Origin of the sequence: Pseudonocardia sp. D17 (assembly GCF_036984265.1) — a bacterium.
Lineage (GTDB): Bacteria > Actinomycetota > Actinomycetes > Mycobacteriales > Pseudonocardiaceae > Pseudonocardia > Pseudonocardia benzenivorans.
Genome location: NZ_BPRG01000113.1, coordinates 47661 through 65611 on the forward strand (window position 1 = coordinate 47661; position 17951 = coordinate 65611).

Sequence of the window (17951 nt, forward strand, 5' to 3'; positions counted from 1 at the left end):
ACGACCGCGGCACGGACGCCGGGCGGCCGCGTCACCCGGTGATGCCGTACTGGCGGATCTTGCGGTAGAGCGTCGAGCGGGCGAGACCGAGCGCGGCGGCCGCGGCGACCCGGTTGCCGCCGACGGCGCGCAGGGCGTCGACGATGGCGTCGCGCTCGACCCGGTCGACGGCCCGCAACGCGCTGCGCGGCATGCTCTGGCACGAGCCGGGCAGGTCGGCCACCTCGATGGTCCCGACGGGCCGGCGGTCCAGCGCCGCCGCAAGCGCCGCGCGCAGCTCCGCGACGTTGCCGGGCCAGCCGTGCCGGGCGAGCGTGCGCATCGCCTCCGCGGACACGCCGACCTCCCGGTGCGGGGCGAGCTCGCCGAGGATCGTCGCGACCAGCTCGGGCAGGTCGACGACGCGGGCACGCAGCGGCGGCACGGTGACCGAGCTGCGGAACCGGGCGAGCAGCCCGTCGTGGCGCGGCGGGGTCGCGGCGGTGGCGGCGACGGGACGGCCGGCGGCGAGCAGGTCGGCGACGACCTCGTCGAGGATCCCGAGTGCGGCGGGCGTCAGCGCGTCCACGTCGCGCAGCACGAGCAGGGTGCCCCCGTCCAGCGACCGGATCCGGGCGAGGGCCCCGGCCGGTCGGGCCGTGACGTCCGCGGCCGCCATGACGTCCGCACCCGGCCCGCTCCGCCGTCCGGCGAGGTCGGTGAGCAGCCGGGTCCGCCCGCTCCCCGGTTCCCCGACGACGAGCAGCGCCCGGCCGGCCCGCAGCGCGTCCGCCACGCCGTCCCGAGCCGTCCGCCACGCCGGGGACCGGCCGTCGCCCCGGGGGCGTCCCGTCGAGGCGCGCCGCCACCGACCCCACCGCCGCGGGCCCGTCGACCTCCCGGACGAGCGCGACCGTCCCGACGAGTCCCGCGACGTCGGCCCCCAGCTCGACGGCCCGGGCGCGCAGCCGCACCTGGGCCCCGCTCGGCAGCGACACCACGTCGTCGAACGACCTCGCGCGGCGCATCACGAACCGCATGTGGTCCTGCAGCGCCTGCAGGTCGTGGGGATCGAGCAGGGTCTGCATCGCCGCGTTCGCGACGACGGCCCGGGTCCCCACGGCCAGGACCGCGTGCCGGCTGCGGGCGTCGAGGCGGGAGTAGGTCTCGAACAGCACGCGCTGGGCCTCGTCCCGGTCGTTCAACAGGTTGTCCTGGATCCGCGCGGCGGCCGTGCGCACCAGGGAGTGCAGGACCGGCGAGGAGTACCGGGTCTCGCAGCTGATGTCGAGCACCCCCTCGATCCGGCCGGTCACCGGGTCGCGCACGGGTGCGCCCGCGCACGCGTAGGGCTGCAGTCGCTCGACGAAGTGCTCGGCCCCGACGACGTGCAGCGACTCCCCCGACTCCAGCACCGTGCCCACGCCGTTCGTACCGACCCGGCCCTCGGCGTAGTCGAAGCCCGCCGCGAAGTAGTTGTCGTCGGCGAGCCTGCCGACCCACGGGGTCGTGTCCCGGCGCACGAGCAGCCGCGCGCGGTCGTCGGTGAGGGCGACGCAGACCGGGATGTCGGCGATCTGGTCGGCGAGCTGTTCGATCACCGGGCGCGCGCAGTGGACCAGCCGCGAGCCGAAGTCCAGGCCCGGGTCGTAGTCGCTGACCAGCTCACCGGGGTCGACCCCGCTCTCGACGCTGCGCCGCCACGACGCCACGACCTGCCGTGGGACCCCGGCAGGTGGGGGGTCGGCCCTGGCGAGGAACCCCGCCCGTGCGGACGTGAGCATCCTGATGTCGGCCAGGGCATCCCGCATGCAGCACCCCCGATGTGCGCGTCCTCACATCATGCCCGCGCGTCAACCCCTTGACGTGTCCGACTTCCGGACACGCCCGCCGACGCCGGATCCGCTTACGGTCGTAGCGCCGGAGTTCCCGGGTCAGCGCCGACCGGAAGGGCCGAGATGACGACGACCGTGCCGACCGAGCAGAGCAGCACCGCCGAACCCGACGTCCGGGACGAAGGGCACGTCGACGTGCTGATCGTCGGCGCCGGGGTGTCCGGAATCGGTGCGGCGCACCGGATGCGCACTTCGTACCCCGACCGGACGTTCATCGTTCTGGAGGCGAAGGACGACCGCGGCGGGACGTGGTGGACCCATCGGTTCCCCGGCGTCCGGTCCGACAGCGACCTGTTCACCTACGGCTACCGGCACAAGCCGTGGCGCGGGCCGTCGATCGCCGCCGGCGGGGCGATCCTGGACTACCTCGACGAGGTGATCGAGGAGGACGACCTGGCGTCGCGGATCCGCTACGGACACCGTGTCACCGGGGTGGAGTGGTCGTCGGCCGACGCGGCGTGGACCGTGCACGTCACCCGCGCGGACACGGGCGAACGGCTGCGGTTCACCGCGGGCTTCCTGCGGATGTGCCAGGGCTACTACGACCACGACACGCCGCACCGGCCGCAGTGGCCGGGGCTCGACCGTTACGAGGGTGTCCTCGTCCACCCCCAGAGCTGGCCCGACGACCTCGACCTCACCGGCAAGCGGGTGGTCGTCATCGGCTCGGGGTCGACGGCCACGACGCTCGTCCCTGCGATCGCCGAGAAGGCCGCGCACGTCACGATGCTGCAGCGCTCGCCGTCGTACTACTTCGCCCCGCCGACCACCCACGAGCTCGCCGCGCAGCTCGAGGCGCTGGACGTGCCGCCGGAGTGGACCTACGAGATCATGCGGCGCCAGTACACCGCACAGCTCGACGAGATCGCCCGGCTGGGGACGGAGGCACCGGCCGACCTGCACGCGTTCCTGATGGCCGAGATGCTCCCGCACCTGCCGGAGGGCACCGACGTCGAGAAGCACTTCACCCCGCGCTACCGGCCGTGGCAGCAGCGGCTGGTGATGGTGCCCGACGGCGACATGTTCGCCGCGATGCGCGACGGCGCGGTCTCGATCGTCACCGACACCATCGAGGAGTTCACCGAGAAGGGGGTGAAGGTCGCCTCCGGGGAGGTGCTGGAGGCCGACGTCGTCGTCTCCGCGACCGGGTTCGACCTGTCGGTGTTCGGCGACATCCCGTTCCGCGTCGACGGCGAGCCCGTCGACTTCACCGAGCGCGTCACCTGGCGCGGGCTGATGATCAGCGGCGTCCCGAACATGGTCTACACGTTCGGCTACCTGCGCCACAGCTGGACCCTGCGGGTGGACCTCGTGGAGGACTTCGTCGAGCGGCTCGACGCGCACATGCGCGAACGCGGAGCGCGGACCGTCGTGCCCGCGCTGCGCCCGCAGGACGCGGACATGCCGCTGCTGCCCTGGATCGACGAGGACAACTTCAGCTCCGGCTACGTCATGCGCGGGCGGGACCGGATGTTCCGCCGCGGCGACCGGGAGCCGTGGACGCACCTGAAGGAGTACGCGCAGGAGCGGGAGACGATGCCCGCCGCCGACCTCGACGACGGCCTCGAGTACCGCTGATCCCCCGACCCCGACCACCGCACAGACAGGAGAACACGTGCCGACGCAGGCCGTCCGTACCGGTGTCACCCTCAACTACGAGATCAGCGGTTCGGGAGACCCGCTGCTGCTGGTCATGGGCACGTCGGGGTCGCTCCCGCTGTGGGGCGAGCTCGTCGCGCGGCTGGCGGAGCGACACCGGGTGATCGCGTTCGACAACCGCGGGCTGGGCGGCAGCGACCGCGGCGAGGGCCCGATCACCGTCGCCTCGCTGGCCGAGGACGCGGCCGCCCTGCTCGAGGCGCTCGACATCCCGAGGGCGGACACCCTCGGCTGGTCACTGGGCTCCGCCGTCGTGCAGGAGCTCGCACTGGCCCGTCCCGACCTGGTCGCCTCCGCCGGGCTCTACGCCACCTGGGCCCGCGCCGACGGCTTCCAGCGCTCGGTGCTGACCGCGCTACGACTGCCCTACGTGCACCGGGACATGGAGTCCGCGCTGGCCGCCGCCGGCATCGCGTTCTCCCCGCAGGCCCTCGACGACCCGAACCTCCCGCAGCTGCTCGAGGCGCTACTGCCGGGCTTCCCGCAGAACGAGGCGCAGATGCAGGTCACCGTCGAGCAGTGGGACGCCGACCTCGCGCACGACACGCTCGACCGGCTCGACGCGATCACGGCGCCGACGCTCGTCGTCGTGGGCGAGCAGGACCTGCTGACCCCGCCGTGGCAGGCGAAGGCGGTGGCCGACGCGATCCCGGGAGCCGAGTACCAGCTGGTCACGGGCCCCGGATCGAGTCACTGCATGCACCTCGAACGGCCGGCCGACGTGGCGGACCGCGTCGACGCCTTCCTCGCGGCGGTGCCGGCGCGCTGACCCGCCCGGCGGCCACGGCCGCTACCCGACCGTCGGCACGACGCGGCCGATGTTCGCGCCGTCCTCGATCTGCTGGTGGGCGGCGGCCGCGGCCGGTTCAGTTCGGGGCGTGCACCGTCGACGAGCCGTCGCGCGGTTCGAGGTACGCCGGGTCCGGCGGCGGGACGGGCACGTCGGGCTGCCCGCCCAGGATCGCCTTCATGGCCGCGAAGTACGGCGGCGCCGCGACGGTGCCGCCGAACGCGCCGCTGCCGCACTGCCCGAGGTGCACCGGTGTGCCCGGGCAGACCTCCTGCGGGTGCGGGCCGTCGGCGAAGACCATCGACGCGGCGGCGTAGTCGTCGACCCCGCCGACGAACGCGACCGACTCGCTCGCGTTCGTCGTACCCGTCTTGCCGATGCCGGGGTGGGTCCAGCCCGCGGCACTCGCCGCCGCCGCGGAGGTGCCGATCGTGGTGTCGCGGCTGAGCCCGGCGGCGAGGGTGTGGGCCAGCCCCGGCGGGACGACCTGCGCGCACGGCTGCTGGTTCACCGGCACCTGCGCACCCGTGCGGTCGGTGACCGACAGGATCGGCGTCGGCGGGCACCAGACCCCGCCGGACAGGATCGTCGCCGACACGTTGGCCATCTCGAGCGTGCTCACCGGGCTGTCGCCCAGGGTGAACGACGGCTTGCCCTGGTAGTACTGCGACTGCGGCTGGTCGTACTGCGGGTTCTTCGACAGCGGGTCGGCCGGATCGGTGATCGGCGGGCGGCCGACGTCGTTGGACGCGAGCGTGGTGCGCAGGCCGAGCTTCTGGGCCATCGCGATCACGGCCGGCAGCCCGGTCTTCTCCTCCAGCCCGACGAACGCGACGTTCGGCGACGTCGCGAGCGCGTCCTGCAGGCTGATCGGGTCCGGGTAGCCGGCGCCGTCGTTGTGCACCGGGTAGCAGGTGCGCGAGCCCGGGACCGGGAAGCACGCGGAGCTCGGGTCGAGCAGCGCGCTGTCGAACCCGACGGTGCCGGCCTCGAGCGCCGCGGCCGTCGTGAAGATCTTGAACGACGAGCCGGCGCCGAAGACGTTGCTCGGGTCGGCGACGATGTTCGTCGCCGTCTCCCCCGCCCCCGCGTCCGTGCCGTAGTTGCGGTTGGCCACCATCGCCAGCACCTGGTGGCCCGTCGCGCCGGGCTGGACCAGGGCGAACGTGTTGGCGACACCGTTCTGCGTCGTCGGCACGTCGGCGTCCACGGCGTCCTTGATCGCCTGGCTCGCCGCGGGGTCCAGCGTCGTGCGGATGGTGTAGCCGCCCGTCGCGAGCTGGTCGTCGGTGAACCCGGCCTGTTCGAGGTAGCTGACGGCGTAGGCGCAGAAGAACCCGGCGTCGGGCTGGGCGGACATGCACGTGCTGCCGGGCACGACCGGGCCGTTCGCCAGCACCCCCAGCGGCGCCGCCTTGGCGGTCGCGCCGGCCGCCGCGTCGAGCGACCCGTCCTGCACCATCGCGTCGATCACCACGTTGCGCCGGGCGAGCGCCTGCTGCGGATGGGTGTAGGGGTTGTCGAGCGTCGGGTTGTTGACCATGCCGGCGAGCAGGGCGGCCTGCGGCACCGTCAGCGCCGACGCGGTGGTGCCGAAGTAGGCCTGCGCCGCGGTCGCGACGCCGTAGACGTTGCCGGAGAACTCGACGAGGTCCAGGTACCCGGCGAGCACGTCCTGCTTGGACATCGCGTGCGAGACCTGCACCGCGATCTCGGCCTCCCGGACCTTGCGCCCCACCGTGTCCGCCCGGTCGGCGGCCTGCTCGGCCGGGTCGTCGCGGTCGACGACGTCGATCAGGTAGTTCTTCACGTACTGCTGGGTGATCGTGGAGGCGCCCTGCAGGTCGCCGCCCGAGGCGTTGTTCACGACGGCCCGCGCGATCGACGTCGGGTCGAGCGCGGACTCGTCGAAGAAGCGCCGGTCCTCGACGGCGAGGATCGCCGCGGTCATCGTGGGCGCGATCTGCGCGTAGCTCACGGGCGTGCGGTACTGCGCGTAGAGCGTCGCGATCGTCGCGCCGTTGCGGTCCTGCACCGTCGTCGCGAGCGGTACCTTCGCCGGGTCGATGTCGGGTCCGCCCGACACCGTCGGGACCTGGTAGGAGAGGTCGTCGATGCCGACGCCGAGGGGGACCAGGAAGCCGGTCGCGACGACGCCTGCGACGACGCACAGCAGGGCGAGGCGGCGCAGCAGCCGGGACCGGTCGGGGGCGGGTCCGGGAGCGGTCACGGGGCGGTGCGGGTGAGCGGGGCGTGCAGGCGGGTCACAGGACCCCAGACTCGACCGCCGACCTGTGCGTTCCCTATGGGTTCGATGTGGATCAGCTCTGTTCCTGCGTGCTCGCCGGCGGCAGCTTCGCGTTGACGACGTCGTTCGTCAGCGCCTTGAGCTCGTCGAGGTGCGCGTCGTGGATCCCGCGCGGGGTGGTCCCGTACTTCCGGCACAGGAACGCCGCGGCGGCGGTCGCCATCGCGTGCTGCCCGCCGTTGCCCATGAACTTGGTGTTCGACCCGGCGACGTGGGTGACGCTGATGTGCTTGCCCGCCATCATCAGGTTCGGCACGTTCACCGAGTACAGGCAGCGGAACGGGACGTCGTAGGGCCGCTCGTCGCGCTCGTCCCACTTCCAGTCCTTGAGCCGGAAGTCGTACTTCTCGTCGCGCGGGTAGTGCAGGCAGAACGCGCCGGAGTTCTGCACGACGGCGTCGGGGAAGTCGACGTGGGAGCGGATGTCGTCCTCGGTCAGCGTGTGGTCGCCGACGTAGCGCCGGTACTCCCCCCGCGCCGCCACGAACGCCACCCACTCCAGCTCGAGGGCGGCGTACGTGGCCGGCTCCACGGTCTTCACGTTGGAGAACGTGCCGTAGACGGCGCGCAGCAGGTGGTCGCGGATGTGCTCGCCCTCGGTGTACGGGTCGAGGTACTGGCCGTACTCCCAGAAGTGGGTGGCGGGGAACAGCATCCGGCGCCGGATCGTCGGGTCCGGCACCTCCCCCGGGCGCCGCGCGACGGGACCCTCTCCGTTCTCGACGCCGGGCTCGCGCAGCTGCCCGTTGAGGTCGGCGAAGTCCTTGGCGACCTCCACGGCCCACGGCACGTCCGGGAACTCGACGGGCCCGTCGGCCATCCGGGTGCGGAAGAAGACCGTGTTGCCGTGGTGCACGTCGTCGGCCCGTTCGGGGGCAAGGCCCTCACCGAACTCCGCCACCGACTCGCGGCCGAAGCGCGTCCGCGCGCCGACGTGCAGGCCCAGCGCCGCGGTCCCGGTGCAGTCGACGAACAGCGGCGCCCGGAAGCGGCGCTCGGTACCGGTGCGGGCGTCGCGGGCGTCGACGGAGACGATCCGCGGGGTGGCGGGGTCGCCGTCGGAGGCGACCGCGTAGACGGTGTGCTGCAGGAACACCGACGCCGTCGGCTCGGCCTCGATCACGCGCAGGGCGTGCAGGTCGCCGCCGGGGGTGCGCGCGGACAGCTCGTCGATCACCGGGCCGCGCTCGCCGCGCGGGTTCAGCCCCACCTCGACGCTCGCGTTCCCGCCCAGGTGGGGGCGGTCGTGCAGCAACGCCACACGCAGTCCCAGCCGGGCCGCCGACACGGTCGCGGCCGCGCCCGTGACCCCGCCGCCGACGACGACCAGGTCGAACTCGCCGGCCTCGACCGGCTCCTCGGGCAGACCGCGCAGCCTCCGCCGCCAGGCGCGGGCGGTCTCGTCGGCCCCCTCGGGCGGGGCCACGTCCCCCTGGCCCCCGACCGGGGCGAGGTAGATCGCGTCGCAGCGGCCGTCGAAACCCGTGAGGTCGTGCAGGACGAGCCGCACCGGGCCCGCGGCGAGGTCGACCGTCCCCGCGTCCTGCCACGACCAGTCCCGGCCGTTCGCGCCGAGGACGGTGTCGAGGACGGTGCCGCCGACCGCGAGGGTGAACCGGCCGGGGTGGTGCGCGGGCACCCAGTCCTTGGCCCGCACCCACACCCGGTAGGTCCCGGCCTCGGGAACGGCGACGGTCGTCGACGCGTCCGCGACGGGTCTGCCGAGCCCGTGCGCCAGCAGGTAGGGCGACCCCATCTGCAGCTCGAACTGCGAGTCCACCGCCCAGCCGCCGAGATCGTCGAACTCCTCGGCCTCGACGAGAATCCCGGCGGGGCCCGTGGCTGCGTCGACACTCATGGTTTCATAGAAAAACCTATTCGCGGCGCGACGTCAACGCCGTGAGCGGCTCGGGTGGGGCCCCGCCGGTCCCGCGCCGGGTTCCGTCGGCGGTCCCGTCGAGCCGGAGCCGTCGAGCCGGAGCCGTCGAGCCGGAGCCGTCGGGTGCCGTCGGGTCCCGGGGAGCGGGTCCTTCGGCCCGGCGCGGTGGTGGCCCCCGGCCGGTACGCGGGCATCGGCCCGGCACCGACCATCGGGGGGCGGCGCTCCGGCCGCGACCGCGGCGACCCCGTCGCCCCCGACCCGTGGAGGTCACCCATGACCGCGCCGCAGCACGCCGCCCGCCCCGAGGCCGCCGACGACGACCCGACCCTGCGGACGGTGATGTCCCCGCACGTCGTCTGCATCGTCCCCGACGCGTCGCTGCGGATCGCGTTGCAGCTCATGGTCACCCGCAACGTCCGACACCTGCCCGTCGTCGAGGGCATCGACCATGCGCGCGTCGTCACCGAGGTCGAACTGCTGCGCGGGATCGTCGCCGCGCGCGGCCCGCTCGGCATCGCCCCGCTGCGGGTCCACGACGTCGCGCGCACCGCGGTCGTGCTCCGGCCCGACGACCGGCTCTCGGCCGCCGCGCGCGCGATGCACGACACCGGCTGCGACGCGGTGCTCGTCGAGGACCGTACCGAGCTCGTCGGAATCGTGACCGCCACCGACGTGATCTCCGCCGTCCTCGGCCGGCGCTGACCACGTGCCGGCACCCGGGCGGCTCGGCCGGACCGGCGGGACCTTCGCCCCCTCGCGGGCCGCCGGACGTCCCGCGACCGCCACCCGTCGGGCCCTTGCCGCCGACCACCGGACACGACCAGGCTCGACGCCTGGGGAAGGGAGCTCGCGATGACCCGCGCCGGCCACGGAATCGACATCAGCACCCTCGAGGAGGCCGTCCGCCGGGCCGTCCGCGCCCCGTCGATCCACAACACCCAGCCATGGCGCTGGCACGTCGCCCCCGGGCGGGTCGAGCTGCACGCCGACCCGGGCCGCCGGCTCATCGCGACCGACCCCGACGGGCGGGACATGCTCGTCAGCTGCGGCGCCGCGCTGCACCACCTCCGGGTCGCGCTCGCCGGCGTCGGCGCGAACACGGCGACGACGCGGCTGCCCGATCCGGAGCGACGCGACCACCTCGCGACGGTCCACGTCGTCGACGGGCACGCCCCCTCCGCCGACGCGAGCCTCTACGCCCAGATCGACCGCCGCCGCTGCGACCGGCGCCCCTACGACGCAGGTGCGTCGCCGACGCTGGTCGGCGTGCTCACCCGGCGGGCGCGGGCGCTCGGTGCGGACATCGTCGCGGTCGAGGGACCGGCCAGGGAGCGGATCCTGCGGGCGATCGACGACGCCGCGCTCGACCAGCCGCACCGCCCCGGCTACGTGGGCGAGCTCGTGGTGTGGACGCACCGCTACGCAGGGGCCCGTGACGGTGTGCCGCGCACGTCGATCCCGGCGGACGGGCCCGGCACCGGCAGCCCCCATCGCAACCGGTTCCCGAGCGGCACCCTGCCGCAGCGGGCGTCGTTCGGCCCGGACGCGGGAACGCTGTTCGTCGTCACGACGCCAGGCGACGACCGGATCGACCGGCTGAGGGCGGGCGAGGCGGTGAGCGCGGTCCTGCTCGCGGCCGCCGCGGCCGGGTACGCGTCGTGCCCGCTCAGCCAGGCGCTCGAGCTGTCCTCGACGCGCAGCCGCGTGCAGTACACGGCGGGGACGACAGGCCATCCGCAGCTGCTGCTGCGCATCGGACGCCCCCCGGCGCACGGCGGTCCGGTCCCCGAGACGCCGCGCCGCTCGCTGTCCGCCGTGCTGTTCTGAGCGTCGCCGCCCGGCATCCGGGGCAGCCGGGGCGGATCGGCCCGACCCGCGGGTTCGGGCGGCAGGTTCGGGCGGCAGGTCGTCGTCCGCGCCGCGCTGCCTCGCCCGGGGTCATCGACCGCCGCTCGTCGCGGCCCGGTCGTCGGCGTCCGCGGAGGGACCGGATCGCCTGCCCCCTGCGGCGGGCCCGGAGCCGGCCCGCGGACGAGCGCGGTGAGTCCGACCTCGAACCCGTGGTCGGGTCCCAGTTCGGCGACGGCGATCGCGGCGAGCACCGCGTCCGGCCCGCTGAAGCCGTGTCGGTCGAGGAACCTCACCTGGGCGAGGGCGTCGGCCGGGTTGGGTGCCCGCGATCCGGCGGCGGCGATCAGCCGGGCCCGTAAGCTGCGGGTACGGACGGACCGGCGGTTCGAGGGGGAGAACATGGCTGGGCAGGACGCCTGGAGTGGAACGGTCGTACGGAAGGGCCGAGCGCTGCTCGACGGCTCGAACCTCTACCGGCGCCTCGAGGTGCGCCTGGCGGACGGGACGACGACCCGTGTCCGCGTGGGTCGCTCCCTGTGGAAGGACCTGCAGGTGGGCGACCGTCTGGTCAAGGAGGCCGGCGGCGAGCCGCGCCGCGCCTGACGCCGCAGGACGACCGGCGGTCGCCTCACGGCCGTCGCATCAGGGCAGCGGCACCGACCAGCTCAGCCTGCTGCCCCCGGACTCGCCGGGTGCGAGCGCGAACGAGCCGCCGCGGCGTTCGGCGCGACGCCGCAGGTTCGCGAGTCCGCTGCGCCGCCCACCCACGCCCGGGCCGCGGCCGTCGTCGGCCACCACGATCTCGACGGTGGCCGTCGCCGCGTCCACGACGACGTCCACGTCGCAGTGCTTCGCCGCGGCGTGCTTGGCGACGTTGGCCAGCGCCTCGCGGAGCACGGCGGTCATGTCGTCGGCGAGGTCCTCGTCGCTCGCGAGCGTGTCGGCGGGCCCGGTGAACCGCAGCGCCGGGCCGAACCCGAGGACCTCGGTCGCCTCGTCGACGACCTGAAGGATCATCGCGCGCACGCCGCCCGCGTGCTCGGGCTGCTGCAGGGCGAAGATCGTCGTGCGGATCTGGGCGATGGTCTCGTCGAGGTCGCCGACGACACCGCGCAGCCGCTCGGCCTGCTCGGGGTCCTCGACCCGGCCCGCGACGCTCTGCAGCGACAGCCCGGCGCCGAACAGCCGCTGGATGACGTGGTCGTGCAGGTCGGCGGCGATCCGCTCGCGCTCCTCGGCCACCCGCAGCCGCTCCCGCTCGGCCCGCGCCTCGGCGAGCTCCAGGGCGACGGCGGCCTGGTTCGCGAAGCCCGCGACCAGCTCCAGGTCCGCCTCCCGGAACTCCGGCTCCCCCTCCAGCCGCACGACGGTCAGCACGCCGTCGGTCGTCGACATCCCCACCAGCGGCACCACGAGCATCGGCCCGGCGGCGAGGAGACCCCGGCCCAGCACCGGGGTCGCGCCCGGGCCCTCGTCGGGCGACGTCAGCCGCAGCGCCGACGACGAGGTGAGCACCGCGCCCGACACCGACCCCTCCAGCGGGAACCGCATCGACCGCACCCGCTGCACGGCGTCCTCGAGACCCGGCCGGGCGTCTGCGATGTCGACGCGCAGCATGCCCGGCTCGCTGTCGTCGGGCCGCACGAGGATCGCGAGGTCGGCGTCGGCGAGCTGGCGGCTCCGCTCGACGATGAGCCGCAGCGGGCGCTCCCCGGACGCGCCGAGCATCTGCCGGGTGACCGCCGCCGTCGCGGCCATCCACTCGCCCCGGACGGTCGTCGCGTGGAAGAGCCGGGCGTTGTCGATCGCGACGGCCGCTGTCGCGGCCAGCGCCGTCAGCAGCTCCTCGTCCTCGGCGGTGAACTCGCCGTGGGCGCTCTCGGCGAGGTAGAGATTGCCGAAGACCTCCTCGCGGATGCGGATCGGCACCCCGAGGAAGCTCTCCATCTCCGGGTGCCCCGGCGGGAAGCCGGACGACCGCGGGTCGCCGGTGATGTGGCGCAGGCGGATCGGCTTGCCCTCGTCGATCACGGCGCCGAGCAGCCCGCGGCCCACCGGCAGGTCCCCGATGCGCTCGACCGTCACGTCGTCCATTCCGGTGTGGACGAACTCGGCCAGCCCGACCCCGTCGGCAGCGAGGACGCCGAGCGCGGCGTAGCGCGCGTCGAGCAGGTCGCGGGCGGCCTCGACGATCCGGCGCAGTACACCGGGCAGCGCGAGGTCGACGACGATCGACTGGTTCGCCCTGAGCAGCCCGCGCAGCCGCCCCTGCGCGGCCATGACCTCGCCCGCCCGGTCGACGAGCTGGCGCAGCAGCTGGTCGAGCTCCAGCCGCGGCAGGTCGGGAAACGTCAGCGCCGGCTCGGTGGGGCCCGTATGGGCGTCGTCGGACGAGTCGTCCACGGGCCTAGCCTCCGGTTCCGCGCGGGTGCCCCGCCGCGCTCCCCTGCCGGCCGCGGCGCCGCCGACGGTACCGGGACCTCCGGCGACGAGGGCCGGGTCGTTGGTCCCGACCCGCGTGTGACCTCGGCCGCGGACGGCTCGGGTCGTTGCGACGCAGCCCGATCCGGCCGCCGCGGCCCATGCTCGACGGGCAACCCGAGATCGAGGAGAGGGTCACGATGACCGTCAGCCACGGCTACCGCGGAGCGGAGCCGACCGTCCCGGCCGCACGCACGGGCCACCCCACCACGCCCGCGGCCGGCACCGGCCGCCCGCAGGGCGCGATCGCCCTCACGGCGTTGCGGATCGGGCTCGGCCTGGTGTTCCTGTGGGCGTTCCTGGACAAGACGTTCGGCCTCGGCTACGCCACCGGCGGGGCCAGGGCCTGGATCCACGAGGGCTCGCCGACGAAGGGGTTCCTCGGCTCGGTCGACGTCGGCCCGCTGCAGACGATGTTCCACTCGTGGGCCGGGACCTGGTGGGCCGACTGGCTGTTCATGCTCTCGATGGCGGGCATCGGGCTCGCGCTGCTGCTCGGGGTGGCGCTGCGCCCCGCGGCCGTGGCCGGCACCGTCGTGCTGGCGCTGATGTGGCTGGCCGAGTTCCCGCTCGCGCAGGTCGCCGCCGACGGCACGCCGAGCGGCTCGTCGAACCCGATCGTCGACTACCACGTGATCTACGCACTGGCGCTGATCGCCGTCGCCGCCACGAACGCCGGCCGGTTCTGGGGGCTGGCCGAGCAGTGGGCGCGGCTGCCGTTCGTCCGCGACCACGCCTGGACGCGCTGATCCGAGGTCGCCGCGCGGTGCGACACCCCGCCCGCGCCCGAGCCGGGTCAGCGGGCGGGGGCGTCCGTGCCCACCGCGAACTCCTCGACGCCGAGCACCCGCAGCAGCTCCCACCGCTCACGGGTCTCGGCGTCGGCCGGGGTGAGGACCACCAGCTCCTGGCCCAGGTCGGGGGTCAGCAGGGTCTCGCAGTCCATCCGCATGCTGCCGACGCGCGGGTGCTGCAGGGTCTTGCGGTCCATCCGACGCACGGCGACCTCGTGGTCGTCCCACAGCGCGCGGAAGTCGGCGCTGGCCGCGCGCAGCCGCTCGACGAGGCCCTCGACCACGGGATCGCCCGACCGGCGCCCGGCGACCGCCCGCAGGTCGGCGACCAGCGCCCGGGACTGGTGGTCGCGCTCGTCGGGCGCATGGCCCTCGCGGATCGCGGCGTCGGTGAACCAGCGCACGATGAGGTAGCGCTCGTCGCCGGTGAAGCGCGTGAGGTCCCCGGCCAGCAGCAGCGAGGCCCGGTTCTGGGCGAGCACCTCGCCCAGGTCGGAGATCACCATGGCCGGGGTGTCCACCAGCAGGTCGAGCATGCGGACGAGGCCCGCGCGGGCGAGGCGGGCCGTGCCGTCCGCGGGCGGCGGTGGCTGACCGGCCAGGTGGAACAGGTGCGCGCGCTCGTCGTCGGAGAGCCGCAGGGCCCGGGCGAGCGCACCGAGCAGCTGCGGTGACGGCCTGCTGCTGCGGCCCTGCTCGAGCCGGACGACGTAGTCGACCGACATCCCCGCGAGCATCGCCACCTCCTCGCGGCGCAGGCCGCGGGCGCGCCGCCGCTGCCCCGCGGCGATGCCGACCTCGACCGGGCGGATCGCCTCGCGACGACGGCGCAGGAAGTCGGCGAGCTGGGCGCGCTGCATGCCCTCATCCTCCGCGCGTACCCGCGGCCTGGCCAGGGAGCGGCGCTCCCACGATCGACGCTCGCTGTCACGCGGCCGGTCACGGGCGCAGGGTGGCCGCATGCAGACACGAACCCTCGGCCGCACCGGCCCCGTCGTCTCCGCCATCGGCCTCGGCGCCATGAGCATGTCCGGGGCGTACGGCCCGGCCGATCGCACCGAGTCCGTCGCGACGGTGCACGCAGCACTCGACACGGGCGTCACACTGATCGACACCGGCGACTTCTACGGCATGGGGCACAACGAGATGCTCCTCGGCGAGGCCCTGCGTGGCCGGCGTCGCGACGACTACGTGCTGTCGGTGAAGTTCGGCGGGATGGGCGGCCCGGGGCTGCCGCCGTTGACGCAGGACTGCCGTCCCGCCGCGGTGAAGAACTTCCTCGCCTACTCGCTGACCCGGCTCGGCGTCGACCACGTCGACATCTACCGCCCGGCCCGGCTCGACCCCGCGGTCCCGATCGAGGACACCGTCGGCGCGATCAAGGAGATGATCGAGGCGGGCCACGTCCGCCACCTCGGGCTCTCGGAGGTCGGCACCGCGACGATCCGCCGGGCGCACGCCGTGCACCCCGTCTCCGACCTGCAGATCGAGTACTCGCTGCTCTCCCGCGCCGTCGAGGCCGAGGTGCTGCCGACCCTGCGCGAACTGGGCATCGGCCTCACCGCGTACGGCGTGCTCACCCGTGGCCTGCTCTCCGGCCACTTCACGGGCGCCGGACCGGGGGACTCCCGCGCCCACGGGCCGCGCTTCTCCGGGGCGAACCTGCAGCACAACCTCGGTCTGGTCGACGCGCTGCGCCGGGTCGCCGACGCCAGGGGCTGCACCGTCGCGCAGCTCGCGATCGCGTGGGTCGCGGCGCAGGGCCCCGACGTGGTGCCACTGGTCGGTGCTCGCACCCGTGAGCGGCTGGCCGAGGCGCTGCCGGCCGCCGGCCTCGTGCTCACCGCCGACGACCTCGCCACGATCGAGGCCGTCGTCCCCGCCGGGTCGGCCCGCGGCGACCGCTACCCGAGCGCGTTCATGTCGGCGCTCGGCGTCGGGAACTGACGCCCGCCCGCACGACCGCGCCGGGCACGCGCCCGGGGGTTTGCCCGGCCGACCGCCACCTGCCAGCATCGGTTCTACCGACTGGTCGGTCGACTCAACTGGAGGAGAAACGTGACGCTCGACGGTGAGATCGCGGTCGTGACCGGTGGCGCGAGCGGCATCGGTTTCGCGTGTGCGGAGCTGCTCGCGCAACGCGGCGCCCGCGTCGTCGTGACCGACATCGACGAGGCCGGGGCGAAGGAGGCGGTGGGCCGCCTCGCGGGCACGAACCACGTCGCGGTGACGCTCGACGTCACCCAGGACGGCGAGGTGCGGGCGGCGGCCGCCCGCGTCGAGGAGGAGGTCGGGCCGGTCTCGATCGTCGTCACCGCCGCCGGGATCACGCACCTGCCCGTGCCGGCCGAGGAGCTCGCGACCGAGACGTGGGACGAGGTCATGCGCGTCGACGTGCGCGGCACCTGGTCGGCGGCCGTCGCCTTCGGCGCGCCGATGGTCAAGCGGCGCAAGGGTTCTGTGGTCACGATCTCGTCGATCACGGGCCTGCGCTCCACCCCGCTGCACTCCTACGGCATCGGCAAGGCCGCGGTCGTGCGGATGACGGAGAACCTCGCGGGCGAGTGGGGCCGCGCCGGGGTGAGGGTCAACGGCGTGGCCCCCGGCTACACGTTGACACCGCTGGTGAAGCGCCTCCTCGAGACCGGCGAACGGGACGCGACGGCGATCACGAACGCGACCGCGATGGGCCGGATGATCGAGCCGGCCGAGGTCGCGAACACCGTCGTCTTCCTGGCGGGCCCGGAGTCGTCGGCGATCACGGGCGTGACGATCCCCGTCGACGCGGGCTGGCTCATCTCCCCGACGTGGCAGACCTACGGCGGTGTCCGCCCGCACGACGACCCCGCCTGATCGTCGGGTGCACTGAACCGGTCCGTTCGGGGTACGCGGCCTCCACCGCAGCAACGAGGAGGTCACATGGGAACGAGCAGCAGGCCCGTCCGCACGGTCGCGGCCGCGGCACTTGCCGCGGCACTGACGACGGGCGTGCTCGCCGGCTGCGCGGGCGGCTCGCGCGCCGGCAGCGACCACCCGGGCGCGGACGTCGCCGCGTCGAGCGAGAACGCACGGACGTCGGTCAACGGGGCCTCGTCGCAGGATCTCGCCTCGGCGCTGCGCGGCGCCGACGTCTCCGATCCCGAGAAGTGGGCGCAGACGCTGGTGGAGTACCGGCCCTACCCGCCGGGTGACGAGGGGATGCAGCGGATTCGGCAGGTGCTCGACCAGTTCCGGGCCGACCCCGAGACCGTCTCGAAGATCACGGGGGTGGTCACGGCCTGAGGAGCGCCCCGCGACGACACCCCCGGCGGGCCCTCGCGCCCGAGCCCGCGCCCGCCGGTCACCCCGGCGGGCGCGACGACGCGCGCCTGACGACGCTCAGTCCCCGGTGACCAACGGCACGAAGGTCACCGGGGCGAGCTCCTCGACGGCGCCGTCCCGCCACCGCACCAGCGTGCCCACCCGGTTCGTCCCGACCGGGCACACGAGCGTGCCGCCGGGGGCGAGCTGGCGCACCAGCGGGCGGGGCAGCCGCCCGGACGCCATCGCGGTCACGAGGATCCCGTCGTAGGGCGCGCGGTCGACGCCGGCGTGCACGCCGTCGCCGGTCCTGACCTCGACGTCCGGGGCCAGCCGCGCCAACAGGTCCCGCGCGGCGGCGGCGAGCTCGGGGTCGCGCTCGACGGTCACGACCTCGGCGGCGCACCGGGCGAGCACCGCGGCGCCGTAGCCCGAGCCGGTCCCGACCTCCAGGACCCGGGCGCGCTGCGGCAGGCCGAGCGAGGCGATGCCGAAGGCGACGGCCCACGGCGCCGAGATCGTCTGGTCGTGGCCGATGTCGAGCGGGGTGTCGTCGTACGCCTCGGCCGCCAGCTCAGGGCGGACGAACCGCTCGCGCGGCACCGCGCCCATCGCGGCGAGCACGCGCTCGTCCCGGATCCCGGCGTCGCGCAGCCGTTCGACCATCCGGGCCCGGCACACTGCGGCGGCGTCACCCGGGCCGGGCGCGGCGTCGTCGGCCCCGGGCACCTGGTCGAGCCGGCTCAGGATGCGGGTGCGGGCCAACCGGTGGATCAGCTCGGTCGCGCCGCCCGGGCGGGTCTGCCCCTCCAGCTCACGGGCGGCCCGGCGCACCTCGTCGCAGACGTACGCCGGGTCCAGCCGGGTTCCGAACTCCGCCAGCAGCTCCCTCGCGGCTCGCTCCCCCGGCTCCTCGCTCACGGCGCGCTCCTTCCCTCGGGCCGGGTTCCTACCCGCGGCCGCCGCCTCCATGCCCTCGCGCGATCCGCGAGGAGCCGCGCGTCGCGCCGGG

15 protein-coding genes are annotated in these 17951 nt (G+C 74.7%); 9 read left to right on the plus strand and 6 right to left on the minus strand.

Annotated elements, in window-relative coordinates; genetic code table 11:
• Positions 1 to 31 precede the first annotated feature (31 nt).
• Positions 32 to 775 carry a helix-turn-helix domain-containing protein gene (locus PSD17_RS18320; RefSeq protein ID WP_339123731.1) on the minus strand — a complete coding sequence of 248 codons (744 nt, stop codon included), beginning with the start codon at positions 773 to 775 and terminating at the stop codon, positions 32 to 34.
• A gap of 1162 nt (positions 776 to 1937) precedes the next feature.
• Between PSD17_RS18320 and PSD17_RS18325 the strand changes: the two genes are divergently transcribed.
• Positions 1938 to 3452 (plus strand): flavin-containing monooxygenase, encoded by a 1515-nt coding sequence (locus PSD17_RS18325; RefSeq protein WP_013674569.1) that lies wholly within the window; start codon positions 1938 to 1940, stop codon positions 3450 to 3452.
• Between the two features lie 37 nt (positions 3453 to 3489).
• The gene (locus tag PSD17_RS18330) at positions 3490 to 4302 is read left to right on the plus strand and encodes an alpha/beta fold hydrolase (protein ID WP_339123734.1); all 813 of its coding nucleotides are present in this window, start codon (positions 3490 to 3492) and stop codon (positions 4300 to 4302) included.
• Between the two features lie 97 nt (positions 4303 to 4399).
• Here PSD17_RS18330 and PSD17_RS18335 read toward each other — a convergent pair whose 3' ends face one another.
• Together PSD17_RS18335 and PSD17_RS18340 are read right to left on the minus strand one after the other, a co-directional pair.
• Positions 4400 to 6553 carry a transglycosylase domain-containing protein gene (locus PSD17_RS18335; RefSeq protein WP_339123736.1) on the minus strand — a complete coding sequence of 718 codons (2154 nt, stop codon included), beginning with the start codon at positions 6551 to 6553 and terminating at the stop codon, positions 4400 to 4402.
• 91 nt (positions 6554 to 6644) lie between these two features.
• The gene (locus PSD17_RS18340) at positions 6645 to 8489 is read right to left on the minus strand and encodes an FAD-dependent oxidoreductase (protein ID WP_339123738.1); all 1845 of its coding nucleotides are present in this window, start codon (positions 8487 to 8489) and stop codon (positions 6645 to 6647) included.
• A gap of 297 nt (positions 8490 to 8786) precedes the next feature.
• On the opposite strand from PSD17_RS18340, the gene PSD17_RS18345 reads away from it, so the two are divergent.
• From PSD17_RS18345 to PSD17_RS18355, 3 genes are all read left to right on the plus strand, one after another.
• Complete coding sequence (locus PSD17_RS18345) at positions 8787 to 9215, plus strand: CBS domain-containing protein (RefSeq protein ID WP_132975411.1); 429 nt, start codon at positions 8787 to 8789, stop codon at positions 9213 to 9215.
• A 150-nt stretch (positions 9216 to 9365) separates the two neighbouring features.
• Positions 9366 to 10340: an Acg family FMN-binding oxidoreductase gene (locus PSD17_RS18350; protein WP_103380267.1), complete on the plus strand. Its 975-nt coding sequence runs from the start codon at positions 9366 to 9368 to the stop codon at positions 10338 to 10340.
• A 423-nt stretch (positions 10341 to 10763) separates the two neighbouring features.
• A complete protein-coding gene (locus tag PSD17_RS18355; protein WP_339123740.1) occupies positions 10764 to 10967 on the plus strand; it encodes a DUF7489 domain-containing protein in 204 nt (67 codons plus the stop codon).
• A 39-nt stretch (positions 10968 to 11006) separates the two neighbouring features.
• On the opposite strand, the gene PSD17_RS18360 is transcribed toward PSD17_RS18355, so the two are convergent.
• Entirely contained in the window at positions 11007 to 12767 is a 1761-nt protein-coding gene (locus tag PSD17_RS18360) for a sensor histidine kinase (RefSeq protein WP_013674562.1), read from the minus strand.
• A 218-nt stretch (positions 12768 to 12985) separates the two neighbouring features.
• Between PSD17_RS18360 and PSD17_RS18365 the strand changes: the two genes are divergently transcribed.
• Positions 12986 to 13594 carry a hypothetical protein gene (locus PSD17_RS18365; RefSeq protein ID WP_339123742.1) on the plus strand — a complete coding sequence of 203 codons (609 nt, stop codon included), beginning with the start codon at positions 12986 to 12988 and terminating at the stop codon, positions 13592 to 13594.
• A gap of 47 nt (positions 13595 to 13641) precedes the next feature.
• On the opposite strand, the gene PSD17_RS18370 is transcribed toward PSD17_RS18365, so the two are convergent.
• Positions 13642 to 14499, minus strand: coding sequence for a helix-turn-helix transcriptional regulator (locus PSD17_RS18370; RefSeq protein WP_339123744.1), 858 nt, complete (start codon positions 14497 to 14499; stop codon positions 13642 to 13644).
• 100 nt (positions 14500 to 14599) lie between these two features.
• On the opposite strand from PSD17_RS18370, the gene PSD17_RS18375 reads away from it, so the two are divergent.
• The 3 genes from PSD17_RS18375 (at position 14600) to PSD17_RS18385 (ending at position 16921) form a co-directional block, all read left to right on the plus strand.
• Positions 14600 to 15586 carry an aldo/keto reductase gene (locus PSD17_RS18375; protein WP_339123745.1) on the plus strand — a complete coding sequence of 329 codons (987 nt, stop codon included), beginning with the start codon at positions 14600 to 14602 and terminating at the stop codon, positions 15584 to 15586.
• 111 nt (positions 15587 to 15697) lie between these two features.
• Positions 15698 to 16492 (plus strand): SDR family NAD(P)-dependent oxidoreductase, encoded by a 795-nt coding sequence (locus PSD17_RS18380; protein WP_339123747.1) that lies wholly within the window; start codon positions 15698 to 15700, stop codon positions 16490 to 16492.
• Between the two features lie 66 nt (positions 16493 to 16558).
• Positions 16559 to 16921 (plus strand): hypothetical protein, encoded by a 363-nt coding sequence (locus PSD17_RS18385; RefSeq protein ID WP_013674557.1) that lies wholly within the window; start codon positions 16559 to 16561, stop codon positions 16919 to 16921.
• A gap of 96 nt (positions 16922 to 17017) precedes the next feature.
• Here the strand turns inward: PSD17_RS18385 and PSD17_RS18390 are convergent, their stop codons facing one another.
• Complete coding sequence (locus PSD17_RS18390; RefSeq protein WP_339123750.1) at positions 17018 to 17860, minus strand: protein-L-isoaspartate O-methyltransferase family protein; 843 nt, start codon at positions 17858 to 17860, stop codon at positions 17018 to 17020.
• Positions 17861 to 17951 lie beyond the last annotated feature (91 nt).